This window comes from Pseudomonas mandelii, from assembly GCF_002251635.1.
GTDB lineage: Bacteria > Pseudomonadota > Gammaproteobacteria > Pseudomonadales > Pseudomonadaceae > Aquipseudomonas > Aquipseudomonas mandelii_B.
In genome coordinates this window covers 26,098-51,738 of the sequence record NZ_NMOJ01000212.1, presented here as the reverse complement: position 1 = coordinate 51,738, position 25,641 = coordinate 26,098, and the positions used below count along the sequence as shown (strand labels likewise).

The 25,641-nt window shown below is 60.2% G+C and carries 24 protein-coding genes and 2 pseudogenes; 15 read left to right on the top strand and 11 right to left on the bottom strand.

Annotation, left to right across the window (positions count from 1 at the left end; translation table 11 throughout):
* Positions 1-97: 97 nt before the first annotated feature.
* The 3 genes from B7L09_RS26225 to B7L09_RS26215 form a co-directional block, all read right to left on the bottom strand.
* Complete coding sequence (locus tag B7L09_RS26225) at positions 98-1,756, bottom strand: cation acetate symporter (protein WP_094471293.1); 1,659 nt, start codon at positions 1,754-1,756, stop codon at positions 98-100.
* On the bottom strand, positions 1,753-2,064 hold the full coding sequence (locus tag B7L09_RS26220) for a DUF485 domain-containing protein (RefSeq protein WP_094471292.1): 312 nt from the start codon (positions 2,062-2,064) through the stop codon (positions 1,753-1,755). Before B7L09_RS26220 ends, B7L09_RS26225 begins: the two co-directional genes overlap by 4 nt.
* 273 nt (positions 2,065-2,337) lie before the next feature.
* Positions 2,338-3,189: a glycine betaine ABC transporter substrate-binding protein gene (locus B7L09_RS26215; protein ID WP_094471295.1), complete on the bottom strand. Its 852-nt coding sequence runs from the start codon at positions 3,187-3,189 to the stop codon at positions 2,338-2,340.
* A gap of 298 nt (positions 3,190-3,487) precedes the next feature.
* Between B7L09_RS26215 and B7L09_RS26205 the strand changes: the two genes are divergently transcribed.
* Positions 3,488-5,083: a glycoside hydrolase family 17 protein gene (locus tag B7L09_RS26205; RefSeq protein ID WP_094471291.1), complete on the top strand. Its 1,596-nt coding sequence runs from the start codon at positions 3,488-3,490 to the stop codon at positions 5,081-5,083.
* A 111-nt stretch (positions 5,084-5,194) separates the two neighbouring features.
* Here B7L09_RS26205 and B7L09_RS26200 read toward each other — a convergent pair whose 3' ends face one another.
* The gene (locus B7L09_RS26200; RefSeq protein WP_094471290.1) at positions 5,195-5,563 is read right to left on the bottom strand and encodes a hypothetical protein; all 369 of its coding nucleotides are present in this window, start codon (positions 5,561-5,563) and stop codon (positions 5,195-5,197) included.
* Positions 5,564-5,787: 224 nt separating this feature from the next.
* On the opposite strand from B7L09_RS26200, the gene B7L09_RS26195 reads away from it, so the two are divergent.
* Positions 5,788-7,086, top strand: coding sequence for a serine/threonine protein kinase (locus B7L09_RS26195; protein ID WP_094471289.1), 1,299 nt, complete (start codon positions 5,788-5,790; stop codon positions 7,084-7,086).
* Positions 7,079-7,867 (top strand): MlaA family lipoprotein, encoded by a 789-nt coding sequence (locus B7L09_RS26190; protein WP_094471288.1) that lies wholly within the window; start codon positions 7,079-7,081, stop codon positions 7,865-7,867. The genes B7L09_RS26195 and B7L09_RS26190 overlap by 8 nt, the downstream gene beginning before the upstream one ends.
* Positions 7,868-8,057: 190 nt before the next feature.
* Here the strand turns inward: B7L09_RS26190 and B7L09_RS26185 are convergent, their stop codons facing one another.
* The gene (locus tag B7L09_RS26185) at positions 8,058-8,972 is read right to left on the bottom strand and encodes a DUF808 domain-containing protein (RefSeq protein ID WP_094471287.1); all 915 of its coding nucleotides are present in this window, start codon (positions 8,970-8,972) and stop codon (positions 8,058-8,060) included.
* Between the two features lie 134 nt (positions 8,973-9,106).
* On the opposite strand from B7L09_RS26185, the gene B7L09_RS26180 reads away from it, so the two are divergent.
* The gene (locus B7L09_RS26180; protein WP_094471286.1) at positions 9,107-9,715 is read left to right on the top strand and encodes a TetR/AcrR family transcriptional regulator; all 609 of its coding nucleotides are present in this window, start codon (positions 9,107-9,109) and stop codon (positions 9,713-9,715) included.
* A 99-nt stretch (positions 9,716-9,814) separates the two neighbouring features.
* On the opposite strand, the gene B7L09_RS26175 is transcribed toward B7L09_RS26180, so the two are convergent.
* A complete protein-coding gene (locus B7L09_RS26175) occupies positions 9,815-10,273 on the bottom strand; it encodes an REP-associated tyrosine transposase (RefSeq protein WP_094471285.1) in 459 nt (152 codons plus the stop codon).
* 220 nt (positions 10,274-10,493) lie between these two features.
* Complete coding sequence (locus B7L09_RS26170) at positions 10,494-10,934, bottom strand: GlcG/HbpS family heme-binding protein (protein WP_094471284.1); 441 nt, start codon at positions 10,932-10,934, stop codon at positions 10,494-10,496.
* A 268-nt stretch (positions 10,935-11,202) separates the two neighbouring features.
* On the opposite strand from B7L09_RS26170, the gene gcl reads away from it, so the two are divergent.
* From gcl to B7L09_RS26130, 8 genes are all read left to right on the top strand, one after another.
* Complete coding sequence (gene gcl, locus B7L09_RS26165) at positions 11,203-12,978, top strand: glyoxylate carboligase (RefSeq protein WP_094471283.1); 1,776 nt, start codon at positions 11,203-11,205, stop codon at positions 12,976-12,978.
* A gap of 114 nt (positions 12,979-13,092) precedes the next feature.
* Positions 13,093-13,875, top strand: a complete 783-nt coding sequence (hyi, locus tag B7L09_RS26160) for a hydroxypyruvate isomerase (protein WP_094471282.1) — start codon at positions 13,093-13,095, stop codon at positions 13,873-13,875.
* A 166-nt stretch (positions 13,876-14,041) separates the two neighbouring features.
* The gene (locus B7L09_RS26155; protein WP_094471281.1) at positions 14,042-14,932 is read left to right on the top strand and encodes a 2-hydroxy-3-oxopropionate reductase; all 891 of its coding nucleotides are present in this window, start codon (positions 14,042-14,044) and stop codon (positions 14,930-14,932) included.
* Between the two features lie 168 nt (positions 14,933-15,100).
* Positions 15,101-16,381, top strand: a complete 1,281-nt coding sequence (locus tag B7L09_RS26150) for a glycerate kinase type-2 family protein (protein ID WP_094471280.1) — start codon at positions 15,101-15,103, stop codon at positions 16,379-16,381.
* Complete coding sequence (gene pyk / locus B7L09_RS26145; RefSeq protein ID WP_094471279.1) at positions 16,371-17,786, top strand: pyruvate kinase; 1,416 nt, start codon at positions 16,371-16,373, stop codon at positions 17,784-17,786. Before B7L09_RS26150 ends, pyk begins: the two co-directional genes overlap by 11 nt.
* Before the next feature lie 162 nt (positions 17,787-17,948).
* Positions 17,949-18,863 (top strand): urea transporter, encoded by a 915-nt coding sequence (locus B7L09_RS26140; RefSeq protein WP_094471278.1) that lies wholly within the window; start codon positions 17,949-17,951, stop codon positions 18,861-18,863.
* Positions 18,864-18,884: 21 nt separating this feature from the next.
* A complete protein-coding gene (locus B7L09_RS26135; protein ID WP_094471277.1) occupies positions 18,885-19,709 on the top strand; it encodes an ion transporter in 825 nt (274 codons plus the stop codon).
* A 93-nt stretch (positions 19,710-19,802) separates the two neighbouring features.
* Positions 19,803-20,801, top strand: a complete 999-nt coding sequence (locus tag B7L09_RS26130; RefSeq protein ID WP_094471276.1) for a sulfate ABC transporter substrate-binding protein — start codon at positions 19,803-19,805, stop codon at positions 20,799-20,801.
* A gap of 76 nt (positions 20,802-20,877) precedes the next feature.
* On the opposite strand, the pseudogene B7L09_RS32500 reads toward B7L09_RS26130, so the two are convergent.
* Positions 20,878-20,967, bottom strand: a pseudogene (locus tag B7L09_RS32500) (DUF4381 domain-containing protein); the annotation flags it as partial.
* A gap of 18 nt (positions 20,968-20,985) precedes the next feature.
* A complete protein-coding gene (locus B7L09_RS26120; RefSeq protein ID WP_176457773.1) occupies positions 20,986-21,615 on the bottom strand; it encodes a hypothetical protein in 630 nt (209 codons plus the stop codon).
* 234 nt (positions 21,616-21,849) lie between these two features.
* Here B7L09_RS26120 and B7L09_RS26115 point away from each other — a divergent pair, with 234 nt between their 5' ends.
* On the top strand, positions 21,850-23,055 hold the full coding sequence (locus tag B7L09_RS26115) for an MFS transporter (protein WP_094471274.1): 1,206 nt from the start codon (positions 21,850-21,852) through the stop codon (positions 23,053-23,055).
* Positions 23,056-23,138: 83 nt separating this feature from the next.
* Here B7L09_RS26115 and B7L09_RS26110 read toward each other — a convergent pair.
* A pseudogene (locus B7L09_RS26110) lies at positions 23,139-23,321 on the bottom strand (type II toxin-antitoxin system HicB family antitoxin); the annotation flags it as partial.
* Between the two features lie 189 nt (positions 23,322-23,510).
* Between B7L09_RS26110 and B7L09_RS26105 the strand changes: the two are divergent.
* Together B7L09_RS26105 and B7L09_RS26100 are read left to right on the top strand one after the other, a co-directional pair.
* Complete coding sequence (locus tag B7L09_RS26105; RefSeq protein ID WP_094471273.1) at positions 23,511-24,230, top strand: SDR family oxidoreductase; 720 nt, start codon at positions 23,511-23,513, stop codon at positions 24,228-24,230.
* 51 nt (positions 24,231-24,281) lie between these two features.
* Complete coding sequence (locus B7L09_RS26100; protein WP_094471272.1) at positions 24,282-25,169, top strand: LysR family transcriptional regulator; 888 nt, start codon at positions 24,282-24,284, stop codon at positions 25,167-25,169.
* Between the two features lie 62 nt (positions 25,170-25,231).
* Here B7L09_RS26100 and B7L09_RS26095 read toward each other — a convergent pair whose 3' ends face one another.
* Positions 25,232-25,639, bottom strand: coding sequence for a hypothetical protein (locus B7L09_RS26095; RefSeq protein WP_094471271.1), 408 nt, complete (start codon positions 25,637-25,639; stop codon positions 25,232-25,234).
* Positions 25,640-25,641 lie beyond the last annotated feature (2 nt).

The following is a 25,641-nucleotide window of genomic DNA, read 5'->3' as shown; positions in this document are numbered from 1 at the left end:
CCCCCCACAGAGTCAACGCCGAACCCAAAAAAATGCCCCAATCTCTCGACCGGGGCATTTTTCGATTAACGCAACTTACACAGACAAACTCGAAGCCTTAGTGAGAAACCGCCCCACTCGCCCCCAAACCGGTCTGCGAACGAACAAACTGCGGGAAGAACAGCGCACGCTCATTAACGCCAGCTGTCGACTTGTCGGTGATGGAGAAGAACCAGATACCGACGAACGCGATGATCATCGAGAACAGCGCCGGGTACTCGTACGGGAAGATGGCTTTTTCGTGGTGCAGGATCGAGACCCAGATGGTCGGGCCAAGCACCATCAAACCAACAGCACTGATTAGCCCCAACCAGCCGCCAATCATCGCGCCACGGGTGGTGAGGTTTTTCCAGTACATGGAAAGCAGCAGTACCGGGAAGTTACAGCTGGCCGCAATGGAGAACGCCAGGCCGACCATGAACGCAATGTTCTGGCTTTCGAACAGGATACCCAGGCCGATTGCCAGCACCGCCAGGGCGATGGTGGTGATCTTCGACACGCGAATCTCATCCTTTTCGTTGGCCTTGCCTTTCTTGATCACGCTGGCATACAGGTCATGGGACACCGCCGAAGCGCCCGCCAGGGTCAAACCGGCAACCACCGCCAGGATGGTGGCAAATGCCACAGCCGAGATGAAGCCCAGGAAGATACTGCCGCCCACCGCGTTGGCCAGGTGCACCGCCGCCATGTTGTTACCGCCCAGCAAGGCGCCTGCCGCATCCTTGAACGCCGGGTTGGTGCTGACCAACAGGATCGCGCCGAAGCCGATGATAAAGGTCAGGATGTAGAAGTAGCCGATGAAGCCCGTGGCATACAGCACGCTCTTACGAGCTTCCTTGGCGTCGCTTACGGTGAAGAAGCGCATCAGGATGTGCGGCAGGCCTGCGGTGCCGAACATCAGCGCCAGCCCCAAGGAGAATGCAGAGATCGGATCTTTCACCAGGCCGCCGGGACTCATGATCGCTTCACCTTTAGGGTGAACCTTGATCGCCTCGGAAAACAGCATGTTGAAGTCGAAGTTGACGTGCTTCATCACCATCAGCGCCATGAACGAGGCGCCGGACAGCAGCAGGACCGCCTTGATGATCTGCACCCATGTGGTCGCCAGCATGCCGCCGAACAGCACGTACATGCACATCAGGATGCCCACCAGGATCACCGCCACATGGTAATCGAGGCCGAACAGCAACTGGATCAGCTTGCCCGCGCCAACCATCTGCGCGATCAGGTAGAACGCCACCACCACCAGCGAGCCACAGGCCGACAGGCTGCGGATCTGGGTTTGCCCCAGGCGATAGGACGCTACGTCGGCAAAGGTGTACTTGCCCAGGTTACGCAGGCGTTCGGCGATCAGGAACAGAATGATCGGCCAGCCCACCAGGAAGCCGATCGAGTAGATCAGGCCATCGTAGCCGGAGGTGAACACCAGCGCGGAAATCCCCAGGAAGGACGCCGCCGACATGTAGTCGCCAGCAATCGCCAGGCCGTTCTGGAAACCGGTGATCTTGCCGCCGGCCGCATAGTAGTCGGCGGCCGATTTGTTGCGCTTGGATGCCCAGTAGGTGATGCACAGGGTCGCGCCGACGAAGGCGACGAACATCAGGATCGCCGGGATATTCAGCGGTTGTTTNTGCACTTCGCCAGTCAGGGCTTCAGCTGCCCAGGCGCCAGGTGCAAAGGCTGCGATGCTCAATAGAGCCATTAGACGACGGATCATTGCGCAGCCTCCTTGAGAATCGCATTGTTCAGGTCGTCAAATTCGCCGTTGGCGCGTCGTACGTAAATCGCAGTCAGGACAAAGGCCGAAAGAATCAGCCCGACACCAATCGGTATCCCCCAGGTAATCGAAGACTCGGGGCTGATTTTCGCCCCCAGAATATGCGGCCCGTAAGCAATCAAAAGGATGAATCCGGAGTAAAGCCCTAGCATGATCGCCGAGAGAATCCAGGCGAACCTTTCCCTTTTTCTCACCAGCTCCTTGAAACGCGGGCTGTTTTGAATCGAGAGGTAAATGCTGTCGTTCATTGTTTTTATCCTCGCAGCACAGCTTTTTATTATTGGAACGTATCCACTGTATGCGGCTGCAGAACAGGTTCCAGACGACCTTAGTATTAGAACGACATGACAGAATCGCCATTGTTCAGCATCCATTAAATAAATGTGGGAGCGAGCCTGCTCGCGATTGCGGAGTGAACACCGCAATCGCGAGCAGGCTCGCTCCCACAGGGGAAAACAAAAGGCCCCTTGGCAATGTGCCAAGGGGCCTTGATAGAGGCTGACTAGAGCCGTCAGCTCAAATCACTTGATCCAGTCTGCAACGCGCTCAGGGTGTTTGGCCACCCAATCTTTCGCTGCGGCNTCAGGCTTGGCGCCGTCTTGAATCGCGAGCATGACTTCGCCGATTTCGTCNTTCGAGGCCCACTGGAAGTTCTTCAGGAACTTGGCAACTTCCGGAGCCTTGGTCGCCAGTTCTTTGCTGCCAATGCTGTTCACGGTTTCAGCCGCGCCATAAACGCCTTTCGGGTCGTCCAGGAAGCGCAGTTTCCACTTGGCGAACATCCAGTGTGGCACCCAACCGGTCACCGCAATGGATTCCTTTTTCTTCTCGGCACGGGTCAGCTCGGCAATCATGCCGGCGCCGGAACTGGCCTTGAGTTGATACCCGGTCAGATCGTAATCCTTGATCGCCTGCTCGGTTTTAAGCATCACGCCCGAACCGGCGTCGATGCCGACGATGCGTTTTTTGAAGGTGTCGTCAGTTTTNAGGTCTTCGATGGACTTGGCCTTGACGTACTCCGGCACGATCAAGCCAATTTTCGCATCCTTGAAGTTAGGCCCGTAGTCGACCACCTTGTCCTTGTTCTTGGCCCAGTATTCACCGTGGGTCACGGGCAGCCAGGCGGAAAGCATGGCGTCGAGTTTGCCGGTAGCTACGCCCTGCCACATGATCCCGGTGGCGACGGCTTGCAGTTTCACGTCATAACCGAGCTTTTCCTTGATCACCTCTGCCGCCACGTGAGTGGTGGCAACGCTGTCGGACCAGCCGTCTACATAGCCGATGCTCAGGGTTTTGCTGTCGGCGCTGGCCAGTGTGGAGCCCATCGCAACTACCAGAGTGGCAGCTGCGCCCAAGAGTCGTCGCATCTTCATAGTACTTCCCCGAAAGTGCTGCGCCCGACGGATGCCGAGCGNCGTCAACGTATTGTTATGGTGCACAGCGCCCCCATCACGCCCACCGCAAACTCGTTCGAACATCAGCGTGATTTTCCATGGGAGCACTGATGCCTCGATAATCAACCTGACGACAACCGGAACCTGTGCTGTCAGCGACCTCAAGGCATCGAGAAACGACATCAGATCGCCATTAATCTAGTGCACAGAAAGCCCACCGGCCAATCCGCCCGAACTTTGCATGTCAAAATCATGCAAGGGCCCAAGCGCGGGGCAAATGCAGGTAACATGCGCGGCTTTGCTCCCAGACGGCCTGACCATGCCCGCGACATCCCGCTTTCCTTTTCTGGCTTATCTCTTCGCTTGCCTGCTGGGGCTGTTTGCCCTTGGCGGCTTTTGGTATGGCCTTGGCAAACCGGTGATTCTGCCGGACGTGGCCAGCGCGACGCACAAGCTGCAATGCGCCTCCTACACCCCGTTCGACAAAGACCAATCGCCGTTCGATCAGCCGTTCAAGCTGCGTCCCGAGCGCATGGACGCCGACCTGGCCTTGCTGGCCACCCGCTTCGAGTGCATCCGCACCTATTCCATGACCGGCCTCGAGGCGTTACCCGATCTGGCGCGCAAGCATGGCCTGAAACTGATGATCGGCGCCTGGGTCAACAGCAACCCGGTGGACACCGAGAAAGAAGTCGACCTGCTGATCGCCTCGGCCAACGCCAACGCGGACGTGGTGACTTCGGTGATCGTCGGCAACGAAACCCTGCTGCGCAAGGAAGTCACCGGTGCGCAGCTGGCGAAGCTGATCAATAAAGTCAAAAGCCAGGTCAAGCAGCCGGTCACTTACGCCGATGTCTGGGAGTTTTGGCTCAAGCACCCGGAAATTGCCCCGGCCGTGGATTTCCTGACCATTCACCTGCTGCCGTACTGGGAAGATGACCCGTCCGGCATCGACGCCGCGCTGCAGCATGTGGCCGAAGTGCGTCAGGTGTTCGGCAACAAATTCGCGCCCAAGGACGTGGTGATTGGCGAAACCGGCTGGCCGAGCGAAGGCCGTCAGCGCGAAACCGCCCTGCCGAGCCGGGTTAACGAAGCCAAGTTCATTCGCGGTTTTGTCATCATGGCCGAGCAACAAGGCTGGCATTACAACCTGATCGAAGCCTTCGACCAGCCCTGGAAACGCGCCAGCGAAGGTGCGGTCGGTGGTTACTGGGGGCTGTTCGATGCTGATCGCCAGGACAAGGGCGTGCTGGCCGGTCCCGTGTCGAACGTGCCGTACTGGTCGCAGTGGCTGGCCGTTGGCGGCTTGATCTTTCTTGGCACGCTGATCCTTGGCGGGCGTGTGCGCACCACCCGTGCCGCACTGGTGCTGCCGCTGCTCGGCGCACTGGCGGCTTGCTCGATTGGTGCCTGGGGCGATCTGGCGCGAGTCACGACGCGCTTTGCCAGTGAATGGTTGTGGGTGGCGTTGCTGACGGGTTTGAATCTGTTGGTGCTGGCGCATGCCGCATTGACGCTGAGCGCTCGTACCGGTTGGCGTGAGCGTGCGTTCAATGCACTGGAGCGTCGAGCGGGCTGGCTGGTCGCTGGAGCAGGTTTTGCGGCGGCGGTGATGATGCTGGAGCTGGTGTTCGATCCGCGTTATCGCAGCTTTCCAAGTGTCGCCTTCATCCTGCCGGCGCTGGTTTACCTGTGCCGCCCGGTGAGCGTGCCGCGCCGTGAAATCGCCCTGCTGACCTTCATCATCGGTGCCGGCATTGCGCCGCAGCTCTACCGTGAAGGTCTGCTGAACCAGCAGGCGTGGGGTTGGGCGGTGGTGAGTGTATTGATGGTGGCGGCGTTGTGGCGCAGTTTGCGGGTTCGCAAGGGCTGACTTCAGTGCCTGTACTGGCCTCATCGCGAGCAAGCTCGCTCCCACATTGACCGAGTTGCTCAGAAGAACGCGGTTAAATGTGGGAGCGAGCTTGCTCGCGATGACAGACTATCAGGCGCTACGAGACGCCCGAACCAGCCGCAACCCCGCAATCACCACCGCAAAAACGGCCAAGGTCGTGTTGTACAACGCCAGCGCCGGAAACCCGAACACCAGCGCCAGCACCGCCAGCCACCACCCTGCCCGGCCCGGCACCACAAACCCGATGATCGCGGCGGCCAATGCGGCAAAGCCCAATACCTTGAAGTGGATCATCAAGCCCAGGTTCGAACGAATCTGACATTCCCAGCGGCTTGCCTCATCAACGCAGATACCCACCCACCGGCCATCCTCCATGAAGCCATAACGCGCGCCATAACTGGCAGCGAGCCATAACGGCAGCAAAACGAGTAACAAAATCACGGGCAGACGGCGGGACATGAAGCACTCCAATAAACGAAAACGGCGGCCAGCTTAATCCTCCGACAGCGTCAAGCAAACGCGCGCAACAGATAATTGTTCACCAAATAGCTGCAAAGTGTATCGTCCAGCTACTATTGATCCGAAATTCGCCCTGATTGGTGCCGCAGCATGGCACTTTGGCGCAAACCCCGTGGTCATAGCCTGCGAACTTCATTCGGCCCTTTCCTCTTAGGGATTAAGTCATGCTCCGTTCCTTGCGCTGTGCTGCCTTACTCGGCAGCCTTATTTTGAGTGCGTCTGCACTGGCGGTCGATATCGACGCTGCCAGTTATGGCTACCCCTTGACCAACCCGTTCGAGGCGACCATTGCCACGACTCCGCCGGACCTGCGCCCGGAGTTGCCGCTGGACGACGACATCGATCAGCAGACACGCAGCGTGACACTGCGTCCGGAGCGTGAATTCCAATTGCCGGACAACTTCTGGCCAGTCAAGAAGCTGACCTACCGCATCGCCACGCAAGAAAAGGCCGCGCCGCTGATCTTCCTGATCGCTGGCACCGGCGCGCGTTATGACAGCAGCCTCAATGAGTACCTGAAAAAGCTCTACTACAAGGCCGGTTACCACGTGGTGCAGCTGTCCTCGCCCACCAGTTTCGACTTCATGAGCGCGGCTTCACGCTTTGCCACTCCGGGTATCACCCAGGAAGACGCCGAAGACATGTACCGCGTGATGCAAGCCGTGCGGGCGCAAAACCCGCACGTCGCCGTCACCGACTACTACCTGACCGGTTACAGCCTGGGTGCGCTGGACGCGGCCTTCGTCGCNAAGCTGGACGAGACCCGCCGCAGCTTCAACTTCAAGAAAGTGCTGCTGCTCAACCCGCCGGTCAACCTCTACACCTCGATCACCAACCTCGACAAGCTGGTACAGACCGAGGTCAAGGGCATCAACAACACCACCACCTTCTATGAGCTGGTACTGGCCAAGCTGACCCGCTACTTCCAGCAAAAAGGCTACATCGACCTCAATGACGCCCTGCTCTACGACTTCCAGAACTCCAAGCAGCACCTGACCAACGAACAGATGGCGATGCTGATCGGCACCTCGTTCCGCTTCTCGGCGGCCGACATTGCCTTTACCTCGGACCTGATCAACCGCCGTGGCCTGATCATCCCGCCCAAATACCCGATCACCGAAGGCACCAGCCTCACGCCGTTCCTCAAGCGTGCGCTGCAATGCGACTTCGACTGCTACCTCACCGAACAAGTGATCCCGATGTGGCGCGCACGCTCCGACGGCGGCAGCCTGCTGCAACTGGTCGACCAGGTCAGCCTCTATGCGCTCAAGGACTACCTGCACGACAGCCCGAAAATCGCGGTGATGCACAACGCCGACGACGTGATTCTCGGCCCTGGCGACCTCGGTTTCCTGCGTAAAACCTTCGGCGATCGCTTGACCGTCTACCCGCTGGGCGGCCACTGCGGCAACCTCAATTACCGCGTCAACGCCGACGCCATGCTGGAGTTCTTCCGTGGCTAAATATCTTCTGCTGCTCGCTGCCCTGATGTGCGCGGGCGTCGCCAATGCCGACAACAGCAAGGCCCACGAACCTGTCGTGGTCGACAGTGACGGTTTCAAGGAACCGCTGAGCAAACTCAAGTTCAACCCGGGGCTGGATCAGCGCGAGTTCGAACGTTCTACGCTCAATGCGCTGAACGTCTACGATCCGCTGGAAGAGTGGAACCGCCGCGTGTACCACTTCAACTACCGCTTCGACCAATGGGTGTTCCTGCCGGTGGTTGACGGTTATCGCTATGTCACGCCGAGCTTCCTGCGCACCGGCGTCAGCAACTTCTTCAACAACCTGGGCGACGTGCCCAACCTGTTGAACAGCCTGCTGCAACTCAAGGGCCACCGCTCCCTGGAAACCACCGGGCGCCTGCTGCTCAACACCACCATCGGCGTCGCCGGCCTGTGGGACCCGGCTACCGCCATGGGACTGCCACGCCAGAGCGAAGACTTCGGCCAGACCCTGGGTTTCTACGGCGTGCCCGGCGGCGCGTACCTGGTGTTGCCGATCCTCGGCCCTTCGAACATCCGCGACACCGGCGGCCTGGTGGTGGACTTCAGTGCCGAATCGGCGATCAACTTCCTGAACGTGTCCAAGGTCAGCGAAAACCACCCGGAAATCTGGGCCCTGCGCGCCGTCGACAAGCGCTACCAGACCAGCTTCCGCTACGGTCAGATGAACTCGCCGTTCGAGTATGAAAAGGTGCGCTACGTGTACACCGAGTCACGCAAGTTGCAGATCGCCGAGTAATTCCATCGGCAACAAAAAAGGCCATTCGATGCAGATCGAATGGCCTTTTTAATGGGTATTTTTCAATCACTACAGAACCACTGTGGGAGCGGGCTTGCTCGCGAAAGCGGTGGGNCATTTAGCATTGATGTAACTGACACACCGCCTTCGCGAGCAAGCCCGCTCCCACATTTTTGGTCAGTGCCAAATTTTAGCCTTTCAGCGCCTTGTAGAGTTTGCTGACGACCATCACCCCCGCCAACACAACGGCACCCGCCAAAATCCCCGCCACCGCATTCAGCAACGTCGGCACGATAAACCCGGCACCGCCCGCCCCCGCACTCACGCTTTCAATCCAGTGATGCACCACCGGCACGCCATGGGTCAGAATCCCGCCGCCCACCAGGAACATCGCCGCCGTGCCGATCACCGACAGGCTTTTCATCATGTACGGCGCCGCGCGCAGAATCCCGCCGCCGATGCTTTTAGCCATCTGCCCAGGCTTCTGGGTCAGCCACAGGCCGAGGTCATCAAGCTTGACGATACCCGCGACCAGGCCATAAACACCGATGGTCATGACAATGGCGATGCCCGACAGCACGATGACCTGCTGGGTCAACGACGCATCCGCCACGGTGCCAAGGGTGATGGCGATGATTTCCGCCGACAGGATGAAGTCAGTGCGGATGGCGCCCTTGATCTTGTCTTTCTCGAACGCCACCAGATCAATAGCGGGATCGGCCACGGCTTCAACCAGCTCCGCATGTTCGGCCTGATCTTCAGCCTTGCTGTGCAGAAATTTGTGGGCGAGTTTCTCGAAACCTTCGAAACACAGGTACGCGCCACCGACCATCAACAGTGGGGTGACCAGCCACGGGATGAACACGCTGATCGCCAGCGCCGACGGCACCAGGATCAGCTTGTTGAGAAACGACCCCTTGGCCACGGCCCAAACGACCGGTATTTCGCGCTCGGCACGCACGCCGCTGACCTGCTGGGCATTGAGCGCCAGATCGTCGCCGAGCACGCCGGCGGTCTTCTTGGCGGCCATTTTGGTCATCAACGCCACATCGTCGAGAACGGCGGCGATGTCGTCGATCAGCACCAGCAAACTGCTTCCTGCCATGAATCAGGTTTCCTTCTTGAATGAATGCCGCGCAGCATAGCGCGACCGAGCGCCACACGGGGCATTCTTGAGCGCCGCGCGAGGCCGGTGCTACCATGCGCAACCGCCAGAACAGGCAAGGANNCCCCTGGTTTATGAGCACCATTCGCGAGCGCAATAAAGAAATGATCCTGCGGGCGGCGAGCGAGGAGTTTGCCGACAAGGGCTTCGCCGCGACCAAAACCAGTGATATCGCCGCCAAGGCCGGGCTGCCAAAGCCCAACGTCTATTACTACTTCAAGTCCAAGGAAAACCTCTACCGCGAGGTCCTGGAAAGCATCATCGAGCCGATCCTGCAGGCGTCGACGCCGTTCAACGCCGACGGTGTGCCCAGCGAAGTGCTGAGCGGCTACATTCGCTCGAAGATCCGCATCTCCCGCGACCTGCCTTTNGCCTCCAAGGTNTTCGCCAGCGAAATCATGCACGGCGCCCCGCACCTGAGCGCCGACCTGGTCGAGCAACTCAACGGCCAGGCCAAGCACAACATCGACTGCATCCAGACCTGGATCGACCGCGGACAAATCGCCCCCATCGACCCCAATCACTTGATGTTCAGCATCTGGGCGGCGACGCAGACGTATGCCGACTTTGACTGGCAGATCACGGCCATCACTGGCAAGGCCAAGCTGGATGAAGAGGACTATGAAGCGGCGGCGCAGACGATAATTCGGCTGGTGTTGAAGGGGTGTGAGCTGGACAGGTAGACCGTGGTGCAGGCATCGCTGGCAAGCCAGCTCCCACAGAGATTTGTGTGAAACTTGTGGGAGCTGGCTTGCCAGCGATGAAGGCAACTCGGTGCCGACTCAAACCCAAATCGCATCCCACAACGGATAGTCGCCAATCTTCTTCACCAATCCAGCCCGCAACGGATTGGCCACCACATACCTGGCCAATTTCACCAAATCTTCCTCCCGCCTTAACGCCCGGTCGTGATAACCCTGCTGCCAAAGCGGCCCACTTTTACTACTCGAAAGATTTACCTCTCTAGTGATAAGGGATTTAGTCTGGCGCATCAGCTTTCTGAGCGAACAGTTTTCCAATTCGACCAGCCAATGAAAATGGTCGGGCATGACGACCCAAGCCAGTGATTTGGCCAATCCGAGATCTTGTGCCCGACGAAATTGATGAACCACCAATCTGCCCAAAGCGAAATCCTTGAAAACCGGGATCCTGTGAAGTGTATTGCTGGTTAACAAATAAATCCGGCTGGGTTCGGCATAGCGCCCCGTCCGCAAGCGATGTGAAGCAGGTAAATCAGGCATTCCTTTGCCTCTCTCATCATGAATTAATGAATTCATGAGAAGACTAGACTTGTGAATGCCAGAGAGTGGGACAGACTTTTAGCTGAATGTGTCTGATAAACAGTCATCGCGGGCAAGCCCGCTCCCACAAGTATCGGCGGTGTTCACATGTTCTGTGACCACGATCAAATCCTGTGGGAGCGAGCTTGCCCGCGATAGCAATGGGTCAGGCACTACAAATTCAAGCCACCACCCCAGCATCCGCCCGCAACCCCACCGCCTCGATCGCACTGATCGCACACTGCTCGTCAACATCAGAAAGATCCCCGCTGATCCCGATCGCCCCGAGCACCACGCCCTCCTGATCCCGAATCAACACCCCGCCCGGCGCGGGCACTACGCTGCCCTGCCCCAGGCTGTTCAACGCCGCGATAAACGCCGGGCGCTGCTGCGCGTCCAGTGCCAGCAAACGTGAGCCCTTGCCCAGGGCAATCGCGCCCCAGGCCTTGCCAATGGCGATTTGCGGGCGCAGCAGGCTGGCGCCGTCTTCGCGCTGCAGGGTGACCAAGTGTCCGCCGCTGTCGAGCACCGCAATGGTGAGCGGNGCCGCGGAAATTGCACGCCCGGCGATGATGGCCTGATCGATCAGGTTGACTGCAACTTTCAAGGTTAAAGCGCTCATGGTGCCGTCCTCATTTTGTTATAGGGAAAGCCAGTGGCCTGCGCGTTTGTGCCGCAGTCCGATGCAATAAATAGAACACAATGAGTTATTTTTTTGTATACAATAATTCTCGAAAAGCGCCACATGCGACGAAAAGCCACAGCAGACCGGGCTTCCGACGAATGAAACAGTCGCTTGAGAAAATGGATTGACCTGCGCCGTCCGCCGTGAATACACTCTGCGCAAANCCACTTGTATACAATTACAAAACGCAAGAGGCACCAAAACCATGAGCAAAATGAGAGCAATCGAAGCCGCTGTCCTGGTGATGCGCCGTGAAGGGGTCGACACCGCCTTCGGTATCCCGGGCGCCGCGATCAACCCGCTGTATTCGGCCTTGCAGAAGGTCGGTGGCATCGATCACGTCCTTGCTCGCCACGTTGAAGGCGCCTCGCACATGGCCGAGGGCTACACTCGCACCAAGGCTGGCAACATCGGCGTGTGCATCGGCACTTCGGGCCCGGCGGGCACCGACATGGTCACCGGCCTGTACAGCGCCTCGGCCGACTCGATCCCGATTCTCTGCATCACCGGCCAAGCCCCGCGTGCCCGTATGCATAAGGAAGACTTCCAGGCCGTCGACATCACCACCATCGTCAAGCCCGTGACCAAGTGGGCAACCACGGTCATGGAGCCGGGCCAGGTGCCCTACGCGTTCCAGAAAGCCTTCTATGAAATGCGCTCCGGCCGCCCAGGCCCGGTGCTGATCGACCTGCCGTTCGACGTGCAGATGGCCGAGATCGAATTCGACATCGACGCCTACCAGCCACTGCCGCTCGCCAAGCCATTGGCCACGCGCATGCAAATCGAGAAGGCCCTGGCCATGCTCGATCAAGCCGAGCGTCCATTGCTCGTCGCCGGTGGCGGCATCATCAATGCCGATGCCAGCGAATTGCTGGTGGAGTTCGCCGAACTGACCGGCATCCCGGTGATCCCGACCCTGATGGGCTGGGGCACGATCCCGGACGACCACCCGCTGATGGTGGGCATGGTCGGCCTGCAGACCTCGCACCGTTATGGCAACGCGACCATGCTCAAGTCGGACGTGGTGCTGGGCATCGGTAACCGCTGGGCCAACCGCCACACCGGTTCGGTGGAGGTGTACACCGAAGGGCGAAAATTCATTCACGTGGACATCGAGCCGACGCAAATCGGCCGCGTGTTCACGCCGGACCTGGGCATCGTCTCCGACGCCGGTTCCGCACTGACGATGTTCATTGAAGTGGCCCGCGAATGGCAAGCCGCCGGCAAGCTGAAAAACCGCAGCGCCTGGCTGCAAGACTGCCAGCAGCGCAAAGCCACCCTGCACCGCAAGACCCACTTCGACAACGTGCCGGTCAAGCCGCAACGGGTGTACGAAGAGATGAACCAGGTGTTCGGCAAAGACACGTGCTACGTCAGCACCATCGGGCTGTCGCAGATTGCCGGCGCGCAATTCCTGCACGTCTACAAGCCGCGCCACTGGATCAACTGCGGCCAGGCCGGCCCGNTGGGCTGGACCATTCCGGCCGCACTGGGCGTGGTCAAGGCTGATCCGACCCGCAAGGTCGTGGCACTGTCGGGCGACTATGATTTCCAGTTCATGATCGAAGAACTGGCCGTGGGCGCGCAGTTCAAGCTGCCGTACATCCACGTGGTGGTGAACAACTCCTACCTGGGTTTGATCCGCCAGGCCCAGCGCGGTTTTGAAATGGACTACTGCGTGCAGCTGTCCTTCGACAACCTCAACGCTCCGGAACTCAACGGTTACGGTGTCGACCACGTCGCGGTGGCCGAAGGCCTCGGCTGCAAGGCGCTGCGTGTGTTCGAACCGGGTCAGATCCAGCCTGCCCTGCGCAAGGCTCAAGAGCTGATCGAAGAGTTCAAGGTGCCGGTGATCGTCGAGATTATTCTGGAGCGCGTGACCAACATTTCCATGGGCACCGAGATCAACGCCGTCAACGAATTCGAAGACTTGGCGCTGGTCGGCAACGATGCACCGACCGCGATTTCGTTGCTGGATTAACTTGTAGGGTCGTTCCCGCCTCCTGTGGGAGCGAGCTTGCTCGCGATAGCGGTNNAGCAAGCTCGCTCCACCAAGGATCCGGGAACGCCCACCACACATACACGGGAGACCACCATGCCGCGTTTCGCAGCCAACCTGTCCATGCTGTTCACTGAGCAGGATTTTCTTGCCCGTTTCAAAGCGGCTGCCGATGCTGGCTTTCAAGGTGTCGAGTACCTGTTCCCGTACGAATTCAGCTCCGCCGAGATCAAGGCGCAGCTGGACGCCAACGGCCTGACCCAAGTGCTGTTCAACCTGCCGGCCGGTGACTGGGCCAAGGGCGAGCGCGGTATTGCGTGCCTGCCGGACCGTGTCGAAGAGTTCCGCGCCGGTGTCGATCTGGCGATCGCTTATGCGCAAGTGCTGGGCAACACCCAGGTCAACTGCCTGGCCGGTATTCGTCCACAAGGCGTCGACGATGCCACCGTGGAAAAAACCTTTGTCGCCAACCTCAAGTACGCCGCCGACAAGCTGCAAGCGGTGGGCATCAAACTGGTGATGGAAGCGATCAATACCCGCGATATCCCGGGCTTCTACCTGAACAACACTGCGCAGGCCCTGTCGATTCGCGAGCAGGTGGGCAGCGCCAACCTGTTCCTGCAATACGACATCTACCACATGCAAATCATGGAAGGTGACTTGGCTCGGACCATGGCTGCGCACCTGGGTGAAATCAACCACATCCAGCTGGCCGACAACCCGGGCCGCAACGAGCCGGGGACCGGTGAGATCAACTACCGCTTCCTGTTCGAGCATTTGGACCGCATCGGTTATTCGGGTTGGGTTGGCTGCGAATACAAGCCGCTGACCACCACCGAAGCAGGCCTTGGCTGGCTGAAAACCCATAACGCGATCTGACGCAATCTCCTGTAGGAGCCGGCTTGCTGCGGGCGGCGTTCCGACGATCGCCTCACCGCGGTGTCTATGACAGACCGCGTCGCCCGGATCGCCAGCAAGCCGGCTCCTACAAAAGCAGTACTTCCCCATTCGCTTGAAGCAGCAATAAAAACAAGAGGAATTTCTCATGGCTAAAATCGGATTTATCGGCACCGGCATCATGGGCCACCCAATGGCGTTGAACCTGCAGAAAGCCGGTCACAGCCTGTTCCTGTCGGCGCACCACGACGCCGCACCGGCCGACCTGATTGCCGGTGGCGCCATTGCCCTGGCGAACCCGAAAGAAGTCGCCCAGGAAGCTGAAGTCATCATCATCATGGTGCCCGATACCCCGCAGGTCGACGACGTGCTGTTCCGCGCCGACGGCGTTGCAGCCGGCGTGGGCAAAGGCAAAATCGTCATCGACATGAGCTCGATCTCGCCGACCGCCACCAAAGCCTTCGCGGCCAAGGTCAACGAAAAAGGCGCTCAATACCTCGACGCCCCCGTATCCGGTGGTGAAGTCGGCGCCAAGGGCGGCACCTTGAGCATCATGGTCGGTGGCGAACCGCAGACGTTTGAACGCGCCCTGCCGCTGTTCCAGAGCATGGGCAAGAACATCACGCTGGTCGGCGGCAATGGCGATGGCCAGACCGCCAAAGTGGCCAACCAGATCATCGTCGCACTGAACATCCAGGCCGTGGCCGAAGCGCTGCTGTTCGCCTCGAAAAACGGCGCCGATCCGGCCAAGGTGCGGGAAGCGCTGATGGGTGGCTTTGCTTCCTCGAAGATCCTCGAAGTGCACGGCGAGCGGATGATCAAGGGCACTTTCGACCCGGGCTTCCGCATCAGCCTGCACCAGAAGGACCTGAACCTGGCCCTGCAAGGCGCCAAAGAGCTGAACATCAACCTGCCGAACACCGCCAACGCCCAGCAAGTGTTCAGCACCTGCGCGGCCATCGGCGGCAGCAACTGGGACCACTCGGCGCTGATCAAGGGCCTGGAGCATATGGCGAACTTCTCGATTCGCGATAAGTAACAACAATCTGAAGCTGGCTCGGCCCCTGTGGGAGCTGGCTTGCCTGCGATGGCATCAACTCGGTTAACGACCGCGTCGCCTGAATCGCAGGCAAGCCAACTCCCACAGAACCGCGTCGCAACACCTGATTTCGCTTAATCCCAATAACAAGAATTCCGGGAGCCCGCCATGTCGGTCGATCCGCAACAATTCCTTCGCGAGCTGTTTGCCACAGCCATCGACGCCGCCCACCCCCGGCATGTCCTTGAACCTTATCTGCCCGCTGACCGCAGCGGCCGTGTGATCGTGATCGGCGCCGGCAAAGCCGCGGCCGCCATGGCACTCGTCGTCGAGAACTGCTGGCAGGGTGAAGTCTGCGGTCTGGTGGTTACCCGTTACGGCCACGGCGCCCCGTGCGAAAAAATCGAAGTCGTCGAAGCCGCTCACCCGGTGCCGGACGCCGCCGGTCAAGCCGTCGCCAAGCGCGTGTTCGAACTGATCAGCAACCTGGGCGAAGACGACCGCGTGATTTTCCTGCTGTCCGGCGGTGGTTCCGCCCTGCTGGCATTGCCAGCGGCTGGCATCACCCTGGCTGACAAGCAATCGATCAACAAAGCNCTGCTTAAATCCGGCGCGACCATTGGCGAGATGAATTGCGTGCGCAAACACCTCTCGGCCATCAAGGGCGGCCGATTGGCCAAGGCCTGCTGGCCGGCCACTGTTTATACCTACGCGATTTCCGATGTGCCGGGCGACCTCGCCACGGTCATCGCCTCCGGCCCCACCGTGGCCGACCCAAGCACCTCGGCCGAAGCCCTGGCGATCCTCAAACGCTACGGCATCGAGGTGCCGGCTTCGGTGCGCACCTGGCTGCAGAGCCCGGAATCGGAGACGGTCAAACCCGGCGATCCGAGCCTGGCGCGCAGTCACTTCCANCTGATCGCCCGCCCGCAGCAATCCCTGGAAGCGGTGGCGGTGAAAGTACGCCAGGCCGGGTTCAGCCCGCTGATCCTCGGCGACCTCGAAGGCGAAGCGCGGGACGTGGCCAAGGTGCACGCCGGTATTGCTCGGCAGATCGTGCAGCANGGCCAGCCATTGGCGGCGCCGTGCGTGATTCTGTCCGGCGGTGAAACCACCGTCACCGTGCGCGGCAATGGCCGTGGCGGGCGCAACGCCGAATTCCTGCTCAGCCTGACCGACAGCCTCAAAGGCCTGCCCGGCGTGTACGCCCTGGCCGGTGACACCGACGGCATCGACGGTTCGGAAGACAACGCCGGCGCGATCATGACCCCGACCAGCTACGCCCGCGCCGAGGCCTTGGGCCTGTCGGCCAGTGACGAACTGGACAACAACAATGGCTACGGCTATTTCGCCGCGCTCGACGGTTTGATCGTTACCGAGCCGACCCGCACCAACGTCAATGACTTCCGCGCCATCCTGATTCTTGAGACTGCCAACCATGACGCCTGACAAGAAGGTCAAAATCCTCGCCACCTTGGGCCCGGCCACCGACGGTATCGATGACATCCGTGAGCTGGTGCAGGCCGGGGTCAACATCTTTCGCCTGAACTTCAGCCACGGCGATCACGCCGACCACGCTCAGCGCTATCAGTGGATTCGCCAAGTGGAGCGCCAGCTGAATTACCCGCTGGGCATTCTGATGGACCTGCAAGGGCCGAAGCTGCGGGTCGGGCGCTTTGCCGAGGGCAAGGTGCAACTGGTGCGCGGCCAGGCCCTGCGCCTGGACCTGGACCCGACACCCGGCGATCAGTGCCGGGTCAACCTGCCGCACCCGGAAATCATTGCAGCGCTGGAGCCGGGCATGGACCTGCTGCTGGACGACGGCAAGTTGCGTCTGCGCGTCATCACCAAACACGCCGACGCCATCGACACCACGGTGCTCAACGGCGGCGAACTCTCGGATCGCAAAGGCGTGAACGTGCCGCAAGCGGTGCTGGAATTGAGCCCGCTGACCGCCAAGGATCGCCGCGATTTGAGCTTCGGCCTGGAGTTGGGTGTGGACTGGGTCGCGCTGTCGTTCGTGCAGCGTCCTGAAGACATCCGCGAAGCCCGCGAACTGATCGGCGACAAGGCATTTTTGATGGCCAAGATCGAGAAACCCTCAGCCGTGCTACGCCTGCAGGAAATCGCCGAACTGAGCGACGCGATCATGGTGGCCCGCGGTGACCTGGGTGTGGAAGTGCCGGCGGAAAGCGTGCCGCAGATTCAGAAAAACATCATCAGCCTCTGCCGCGAACTCGGCAAACCGGTGGTGGTGGCGACTCAGATGCTCGAATCGATGCGCTTCTCCCCGGCCCCGACCCGTGCCGAAGTCACGGATGTGGCCAACGCCGTGGCTGAAGGNGCGGACGCGGTGATGCTTTCGGCGGAAACCGCCTCGGGCGAATACCCGCTGGAAGCCGTGCAGATGATGAGCAAAATCATCCGCCAGGTGGAAAACGGCCCGGATTACCAGACGCAACTGGACGTGAGCCGGCCCAAGGCCGATGCCACGGTGTCGGACGCGATCAGCTGCGCGATCCGGCGTATCAGCAGCATCCTGCCGGTGGCGGTGCTGGTGAACTACAGCGAGTCCGGCAGCTCCAGCCTGCGCGCGGCGCGGGAACGGCCGGTGGCACCGATCCTCAACCTTACGCCGAACCTGTCCACGGCCCGCCGTTTGAGCGTGGCGTGGGGCGTGCATTCGGTGGTCAATGATCGGCTGCGCCAGGTGGACGAGGTGTGTTCCACCGCGCTGGAAATTGCCCAGGCCCAAGGGATGGCGCAGCGCGGGGATACGCTGGTGATTACCGCGGGAGTGCCGTTTGGGCAGCCGGGGTCGACTAACTCGTTGCGTATCGAGACGTTGATCTAGAGCGCCCATACCGGCCTCATCGCCAGCAGGCTGGCTCCCACATTGGTTTTGTGTCGATCACGGAATCAAGACTGAACTGAGATTCAGTGTGGGAGCCAGCCTGCTGGCGGTCAGCCGGGGTCGCGCTCGACCGACTCGCTCCCTTTGACTTTCAGAACTGCCATGCCTGCCAACCACTTCAACACCCACTGCCCCGATTGGGCGACTGCCCTGTTCAACGGTTTCAGTCAGATCTTCCTTCAGCGCCATCCGCTGTTTGGTCTGCTGTGCCTGTTGGCCATTCTTTTCACCGCGCCCGCCCTGCTCGGCGGTGCGCTGCTGGGCGGTGTCGCCGGGTTGCTCACTGCGCAACGTCGCGGTTATGCCAAGGCCGATCGCCAGGCCGGTCTGTTCAGTTACAACGGTGTCTTGCTCGGCCTGCTGCTGAGCCTCTATTTCCCCTGGTCCGCGCTGTTGCCGCCGCTGATCATTGCCGCTGGCGGGCTCAGCGCAATGCTCACTCAGCAATGGCTCAAACGCGTCCGGGTCAGCCACTACCTGCCTGCCTATACGGCGCCCTTCGTAGGGCTGGGCTGGTTGCTCCTGTGCTTCGCCACCCCCTCGACAAAAGCGCATCTAATCGAAATCAACACGCTGAACATGCTCGCCGCACCGCTGAAAGGCTTCGGCCAGGTGATGTTCCTCGGTCATCCGCTGGCCGGTGCGATGATTGCCGTGGGTTTGCTGATCGCTGATCGACGCGCATTCTGCTGGGCGTTGTTGGCGTCTGTCGCGGGCATGGGCTGGAGCCTGCTGCATCAGGACGCTTACAGCGCATTGATCGGCCTCGGTGGCTATAACGCCGTACTCGCCGCCCTCGCCTTGAACTCGCTGCGCCAGCATCCGTGGCTGCCAATGGTCGGCATTGCATCAGCGCTGTTGCTGACCCCGGTGTTTGCCGCCATCGGTCTGCCAACGCTGACCGCGCCGTTCATCCTCTCCGGTTGGCTGATCCGCACGGTTGTTCAAATGCTCGGCAAGCCCCCTGTCGCCCTTACGCCTTGCACTCTGGAGGAGAATCAACCTAGGCTTCGCTGATCATTGGTTCAGGCGGTATCCATGGACAGCAGCAAAAACTGGCGTGAAGAGCTTTACGTCATGGTTTTCCAAAGCGACACCAAGGCGGGGCGGCGCTTTGACGGCATTTTGTTGCTGATCATCCTCGCCAGCATTGTGATCGTGATGCTCGACAGCATCGACCAGGTTCACCAGAACTACGCGAATCTGCTGGCCTATATCGAGTGGGGCTTCACGGTGATCTTCGCCATCGAGTACGGCTTGCGCCTGTATTGCTCGCCCAAGCCGTTGCGCTACGCCTTCAGTTTTTATGGGCTGGTGGATTTGCTCGCCATCGTGCCCGGCATTCTCGCGCTGTATTACAGCGATGCGCAGTACCTGCTGATCATCCGCATCATTCGGATGCTGCGGATTTTCCGCGTGCTCAAGCTCAGCCCGTATCTCAAGCAAGCCAACTACTTGATGGCGGCGCTGCGCGGCAGCAAGCAGAAGATCGTGGTGTTCCTGCTGAGCGTGTGCACCCTGGTCACGGTGTTCGGCACGCTGATGTACGTGATCGAAGGCCCGGAGCACGGCTTCACCAGCATTCCCAAAGGTATCTACTGGGCGATTGTCACGTTGACCACGGTGGGCTTCGGCGACATCGTGCCCAAGACACCGTTGGGCCAGGTGATTTCGTCCCTGGTGATGATCACCGGTTACTCCATCATCGCGGTGCCGACCGGGATTTTCACCGCCGAGCTGGCAAGTGCCATGCGCGGTGAACAACTGCAACACGATTGCCCGGTGTGCAAAAAAGACAGCCACGAACATGACGCGGCGTTTTGCTCGCGCTGTGGTAATGCGCTGTTTAAGAAACTGGAATAAGCAAAGTTCTTTTTAATCTTTAAAGGCCTATGCGAGCCCGGCTATAGTCGCTGGCAAATTGCCTCACTTTTAAATTAGAACAAGGATTGCGCAGTGAAAAAACTCTTTGGCGCCTCACTTCTGGCCGCTGGCCTGGCCCTGACCAGCGTGGCTCAGGCCGCACCGACCCTGCTCAACGTTTCCTACGACGTGATGCGAGACTTCTACAAGGACTACAACACTGCGTTCCAGAAGCATTGGCAAGCCGAGCACAACGAGAACATCACCTTGCANATGTCCTTCGGCGGCTCCAGCAAACAAGCCCGTTCAGTGATCGACGGCCTGCCGGCTGATGTCATCACCATGAACATGGCCACCGACATCAACGCCCTGGCGGACAACGGCAAACTGGTGCCGGACAACTGGGTGACCCGCCTGCCGAACAACAGCGCGCCGTTCACCTCCGCCACGGTGTTTATCGTGCGCAAAGGCAACCCCAAGGCCCTGAAAGACTGGCCGGACCTGCTCAAGGATGGCGTGCAAGTGATCGTGCCCAACCCGAAAACCTCGGGTAACGGCCGCTACACTTATTTGTCCGCCTGGGGTTACGTGCTGAAAAACGGCGGTGACGAGAACAAGGCCAAGGATTTCGTCGGCGAGTTGTTCAAGCACGCACCCGTGCTGGACACCGGCGGCCGTGCCGCCACCACCACGTTCATGACCAACCAGATCGGCGACGTGCTGGTGACCTTTGAGAACGAAGCGGAAATGATCGCCCGTGAATTCGGCCGTGATCAGTTCGAAGTGATCTACCCAAGCGTCTCTGCCGAGGCTGAGCCGCCGGTTTCCGTGGTGGACAAGGTTGTCGAGAAGAAAGGCACCCGCGTCGCCGCCGAGGACTACCTGAAATACCTGTGGTCGCCGGAAGGTCAGGAAATCGCGGCCAACAACTACCTGCGCCCGCGTGACCCACAGGTGCTGGCCAAGTACACCGACCGTTTCCCGAAAGTCGACTTCCTGTCGGTCGAGAAGACCTTTGGTGACTGGCGCACCGTGCAGAAGACCCACTTCAATGATGGTGGAGTCTTTGATCAGATCTATAGCGGTCAGTAATTCCTGAGCCCAACGAAAAAGGCGACCCGATGAGGTCGCCTTTTTTGTATGCGCTTTCTGCGACACCGCAGCACCCCTGTGGGAGCGGGCTTGCTCGCGAAAGCGGTGTGTCATTCAACATTGATGTCGACTGACACACCGCTTTCGCGAGCAAGCCCGCTCCCACAGGGTTTGGGACAGGCCATTACATCGGCGGGGTGACGCCATCCTTGCCGGCCGAGATCGATTGCGCGGTCAGCGTCCCATCCGCACTTTGGGTCACAAACGTTACGATCTTCACCCCCACCTTCAGCAAACTCCTGTCCCCCGGCATCAAATTCACGATCGGCACATCCTCCGGCACCAGGATCTTCTGCTGCCCGCCCTTATAGTTGACGGTCAACACCCGGCCATTGCTGACCACCAGATCGCCCACTCTGCCGTTGGTCATGCTGCTGCCCTTGACCAAATCGAACGGCCGATGTCCGTCGCCGCTGCCCGCCAGCTCCGGTGGAAAGACGTGGACCTCCAGCGCTTTCAAGGTGCCATCGTCTTGCGCAATGGCCGCCGATCCAATGTAGCTACCGGGTTTGATGTCTTCGATATTGGCCAGGGTAACGGCGCGGACTTTGGTGTCGTTGGTCAGGTTGATCACCACGTTTTCGCCAGTGTTGACGTGGACTTTCAAGACGTCGGGGCTGACCCCGGTGATCTCGCCGCGCACACCGATGCGCAGGCCAGGCGCATCGGCGGCCAGGGCGAGACCCGCCGTGAACACGCCGATCAAGGTGACAACTGAAGCGCCGCGTATAAGGTGACGAAACATCGCATTCATGGAAGTGCCTTCCGGTTATGAATCGTGAAGGAGAACATAAGCACGCTATCGAACAGGATGTAAGTGAATGTATCATCGGACCTCGATATTTTGACGCAAGGTTTATCGATGGACAGCACTCACGTCCGTCACTCATTCCGTAAAGGAATGATTGCTATCACTCCAATCCCTCTTCTGCCGAATCCGTTACCTCTTTAGCCTGCGCGCATTCCCTTCCGTTCAGCGAGACACGTTATGAACCCAGCGACTCAGGTGCCCCACGGCACCGCGACAATGACCAAAGGCATGGTGCTGCTGTTTGCGTTCTGTTGCGGCGCCATTGTGGCCAACATCTACTATGCCCAACCGATCATCGAATTGATTGCGCCGGACATCGGCCTGACCCCGGCGATGGCCAGCCTGATTGTGTCGCTGACGCAAATCGGCTACGCGCTTGGCCTGTTCTTCCTGGTGCCGCTGGGCGACCTGCTGGAAAACCGCAAGCTGATGATTGCCACCACCGTGCTGGCCATCGCCAGCCTGTTGGGCGCAGCGTTTACCGAGCAACCGAATCTGTTCCTGCTGGTGTCACTGCTGATCGGTTTCAGTTCCGTCTCGGTGCAGATCCTGATTCCGCTGGCGGCGCACCTTGCGCCAGAGGAGTCACGCGGTCGGGTCGTCGGCGGGATCATGGGCGGTNTGCTGCTGGGTATTCTGCTGGCACGGCCGGTGTCCAGCGTCGTGGCCGACCATTTCGGCTGGCGTGCGATGTTCGTGATCGCGGCGGTGTTGATGGCGGCGATCAGCGTGGTGCTGGCGTTGACGATTCCCAAGCGCCAGCCTGATCACAGCGCCTCTTATGGCCAGTTGCTGGGGTCTCTGTGGACGCTGTTGCGCCAGCAACCGGTATTGCGCCAACGGGCGTTTTATCAGGGCTGCATGTTCGCCACGTTCAGCCTGTTCTGGACGGCTGCCCCGTTGGAACTGGCGCGTAATCACGGCCTGTCGCAAACCCAGATCGCGATCTTCGCCCTGGTCGGCGCCATTGGTGCGATCGCCGCGCCGATTGCCGGTCGACTGGCCGATGCCGGCCACACCCGCATCGCCTCCTTGCTGGCCCTGCTGTTCGCCAGCCTGAGCTTCCTGCCAGCGTTCATCCACCCGGTCTACAGCGTCATCGGCCTCGCGGTGACCGGTGTGGTCCTGGACTTCTGCGTGCAGATGAACATGGTCCTCGGCCAGCGCGCCATCTACGCCCTCGACGCCAACAGCCGTAGCCGCCTGAACGCGCTGTACATGACCAGCATCTTCATCGGCGGCGCGTTTGGCTCTTCGGTGGCCAGTGCGGTGTATGAGCATGGCGGCTGGCTGTGGATCGTGATCGTGGGCAGCGCGTTTCCGTTGTTGGCGTTGTTGCGGTTCTTGAGTGTTTCGCCGAAGGCTTCGTTGGCGACGGCGTAAGGCGTCAAAAGCTTCGCGGGCAAGCCACGCTCCCACAGGAATCTGGTTTGCTCGTGATTGATGTGCGACTGATGTTCCGNACCTCGATGCCCGCTCACCGATGTGGGCGCCGGAATATCCATCCCCTGTTCTTCCATTTGTTGCAGAAGTATCTGCGCGATTTCGACGGCTGCGTCGTATGCCTTCTCGAACGTATCCCCGGCAGTCACAGCACCCGGGATATCCGGTATTTGAATACCTGTCGCAGTCCTCTCATCNCCAAGCATGAATCCTATAACTTCACCTGAGCACCTTTCGCCCATGCGGCCAGGATGGATCTCACCTGATTCATTACCGCCAAGGCCAACCCGGATTACACTCAGCGTCCAAAGCCTGAAGCGATGCTGGATGCGATTCGCGGCTGACCCGTTCAACGGCCGCCTGCCCCGGCGGCATGTGCTTTCAAGGAGTGTGCAATGACCCGACGTACCTTTCTCATTACCGGTGCCAGCAAAGGCATCGGCCGGGCAGTGGCCGAACATCTGGACCGTGCGGGGCATCGGGTGGTCGGGATTGCCCGGACGCCGGACCTGTCCTTCCCCGGCATTCTGTTTCCGCTGGATTTGAGCGACAGGGCGCTGACCCAGGAAGTGCTGGCGGAGCTGTCCAGGACGTATGAATTTGATGGGCTGGTAAACAACGTCGGCCTGGTTCGCCCGCAAGTGCTCGGCGAAATCGACCTCGATACGTTCGATGACGTGATGCGGGTCAACCTGCATTCGGCGTTGCAGGCCACTCAGGCGTTGCTGCCAAATATGCGCACCAAGGGCTGGGGTCGGGTGGTGAATATTTCCAGTCTGACCGTGCTCGGGATCACCCAGCGCACGGCGTATGCGGCGGCCAAAGCGGCGCTGATCAGCTTCACGCGCTCATGGGCGCTGGAACTGGCGCAAACCGGCGTGACTGTGAACGCCGTGGCGCCGGGGCCGACGGAAACGGAACTGTTCCGCACCAACAACCCGCCGGGCAGCGAAGGTGAAGCGCGGTATCTGGCGGGTGTGCCGATGGGGCGACTGGGGCAGCCGCACGAGATCGCCGCGGCCATTGCATTTTTGTTGTCCGAGCAGAGCGGGTTTATCACCGGGCAGACCTTGTTTGTCGACGGCGGCTCCTCCATCGGCAAAGCCGCGTTCTGACCAACAACACNANCAGGCTCGCACACACTTTGATCGTCACAAGGACTCGAGATGGACCGCCTCGGCGCAATGGAAACCTTCGTCTACGTGGTGGAAACCGGTTCGTTTTCTGCCGCCGCCCGGCGCCTGAATATCGGCCAGCCCGCCGTGTCGAAAACCATTGCACAACTGGAGTCGCGTCTCGCGGTTCGACTGCTGTTGCGCTCGACTCGCGGCCTGACGCCCACCGAAGCCGGGCTGGCCTTTTTCGAACGGGCCAAGCGCGCCATCGAAGAAGCCAATGAGGCCGACAATGCAGCACGCGGCGCCGCCAGCGGTCTCACCGGCAACCTGCGGATCTGCGCTGCCGTGACCTTCGGCCGACTGCACATCGTTCCGCAGCTCGGACCGTTTCTCGATCAGAACCCGGATCTGAACATCGACCTGATGCTCGACGACCGCAACGTCAATCTGGTCGAAGAAGGCGTCGACATCGCCCTGCGCCTGGGTACCCAGAGCGACTCCGGCCTCACCGCCCGCAAAATCGCCGAATGCCGGCGCATGGTGCTGGGCACCCCCGCCTATTTCGCAAAACACGGCGAGCCCACCTGCCCGGCAGACCTGAGCAAACACCAGGCAATCACCTACACCTTGGGTGGCGGTGCCCACTGGCAGTTCCGCAACGGGACAGATGAGCAGTCAGTCATCATCAGCGGCCGCCTGCGCGTCAACGCCGCCGAAGGTCTGCGTGCAGCCGTGCTTGCCCATCAAGGACTGACCCTGGCGTCGGAGTGGATGTTTGCGCCGGAACTGGCCAGCGGTGCGGTCAGGGAAGTGATGATGGATTGGACGTTGCCGAATCAGGACCTTTGGGCGGTGTTTCCTACGGGCAGAATGGCCAGCGCGAAGGCTCGGGCGTTTGTGGAATATGTGCAGGGGTTGTTGGCAAAAGAGGCCTGACGTTTCGATTATTTCGTTTATTGCGATTTTCGCCCGAAGGTCGCCTTGTTCTGTACTGACGGTTACTCCCCGAATTGCCGCCCCAACCCACCCGGCACGCCATGGATATTGGTCTCTTCCCATGGCCCGTTCGGGCTGATCGACCGGNTCCAGCCGTTGCTCCAGCGGTAGTAGGTGCGCTGGCGGTAGAAGGTGTCGGGCTGNTCNTCCAGCACATAAACACCAAGCTTGGCATCCCAATGGCTGTTGCCCCCCGGTGGCGGCGCGAAGCTGGCGGAAGTGCGTGGCAGCGGCTTGGCGGGATTGGCCGGGGTGGTCGGTTTGCTCGGCGCCGTCGAGGGTGCCGGTTTGGTGCTTGGCTGCGACGGCGGGATCGGTGGCGGGGTTGGCTGCTCAGGGGGCCGCTGGACCGCACAAGCGCTTAACCCCAGGACCAGACTGAGCAGGGTGATACGAGCGATGGCGGTCATGG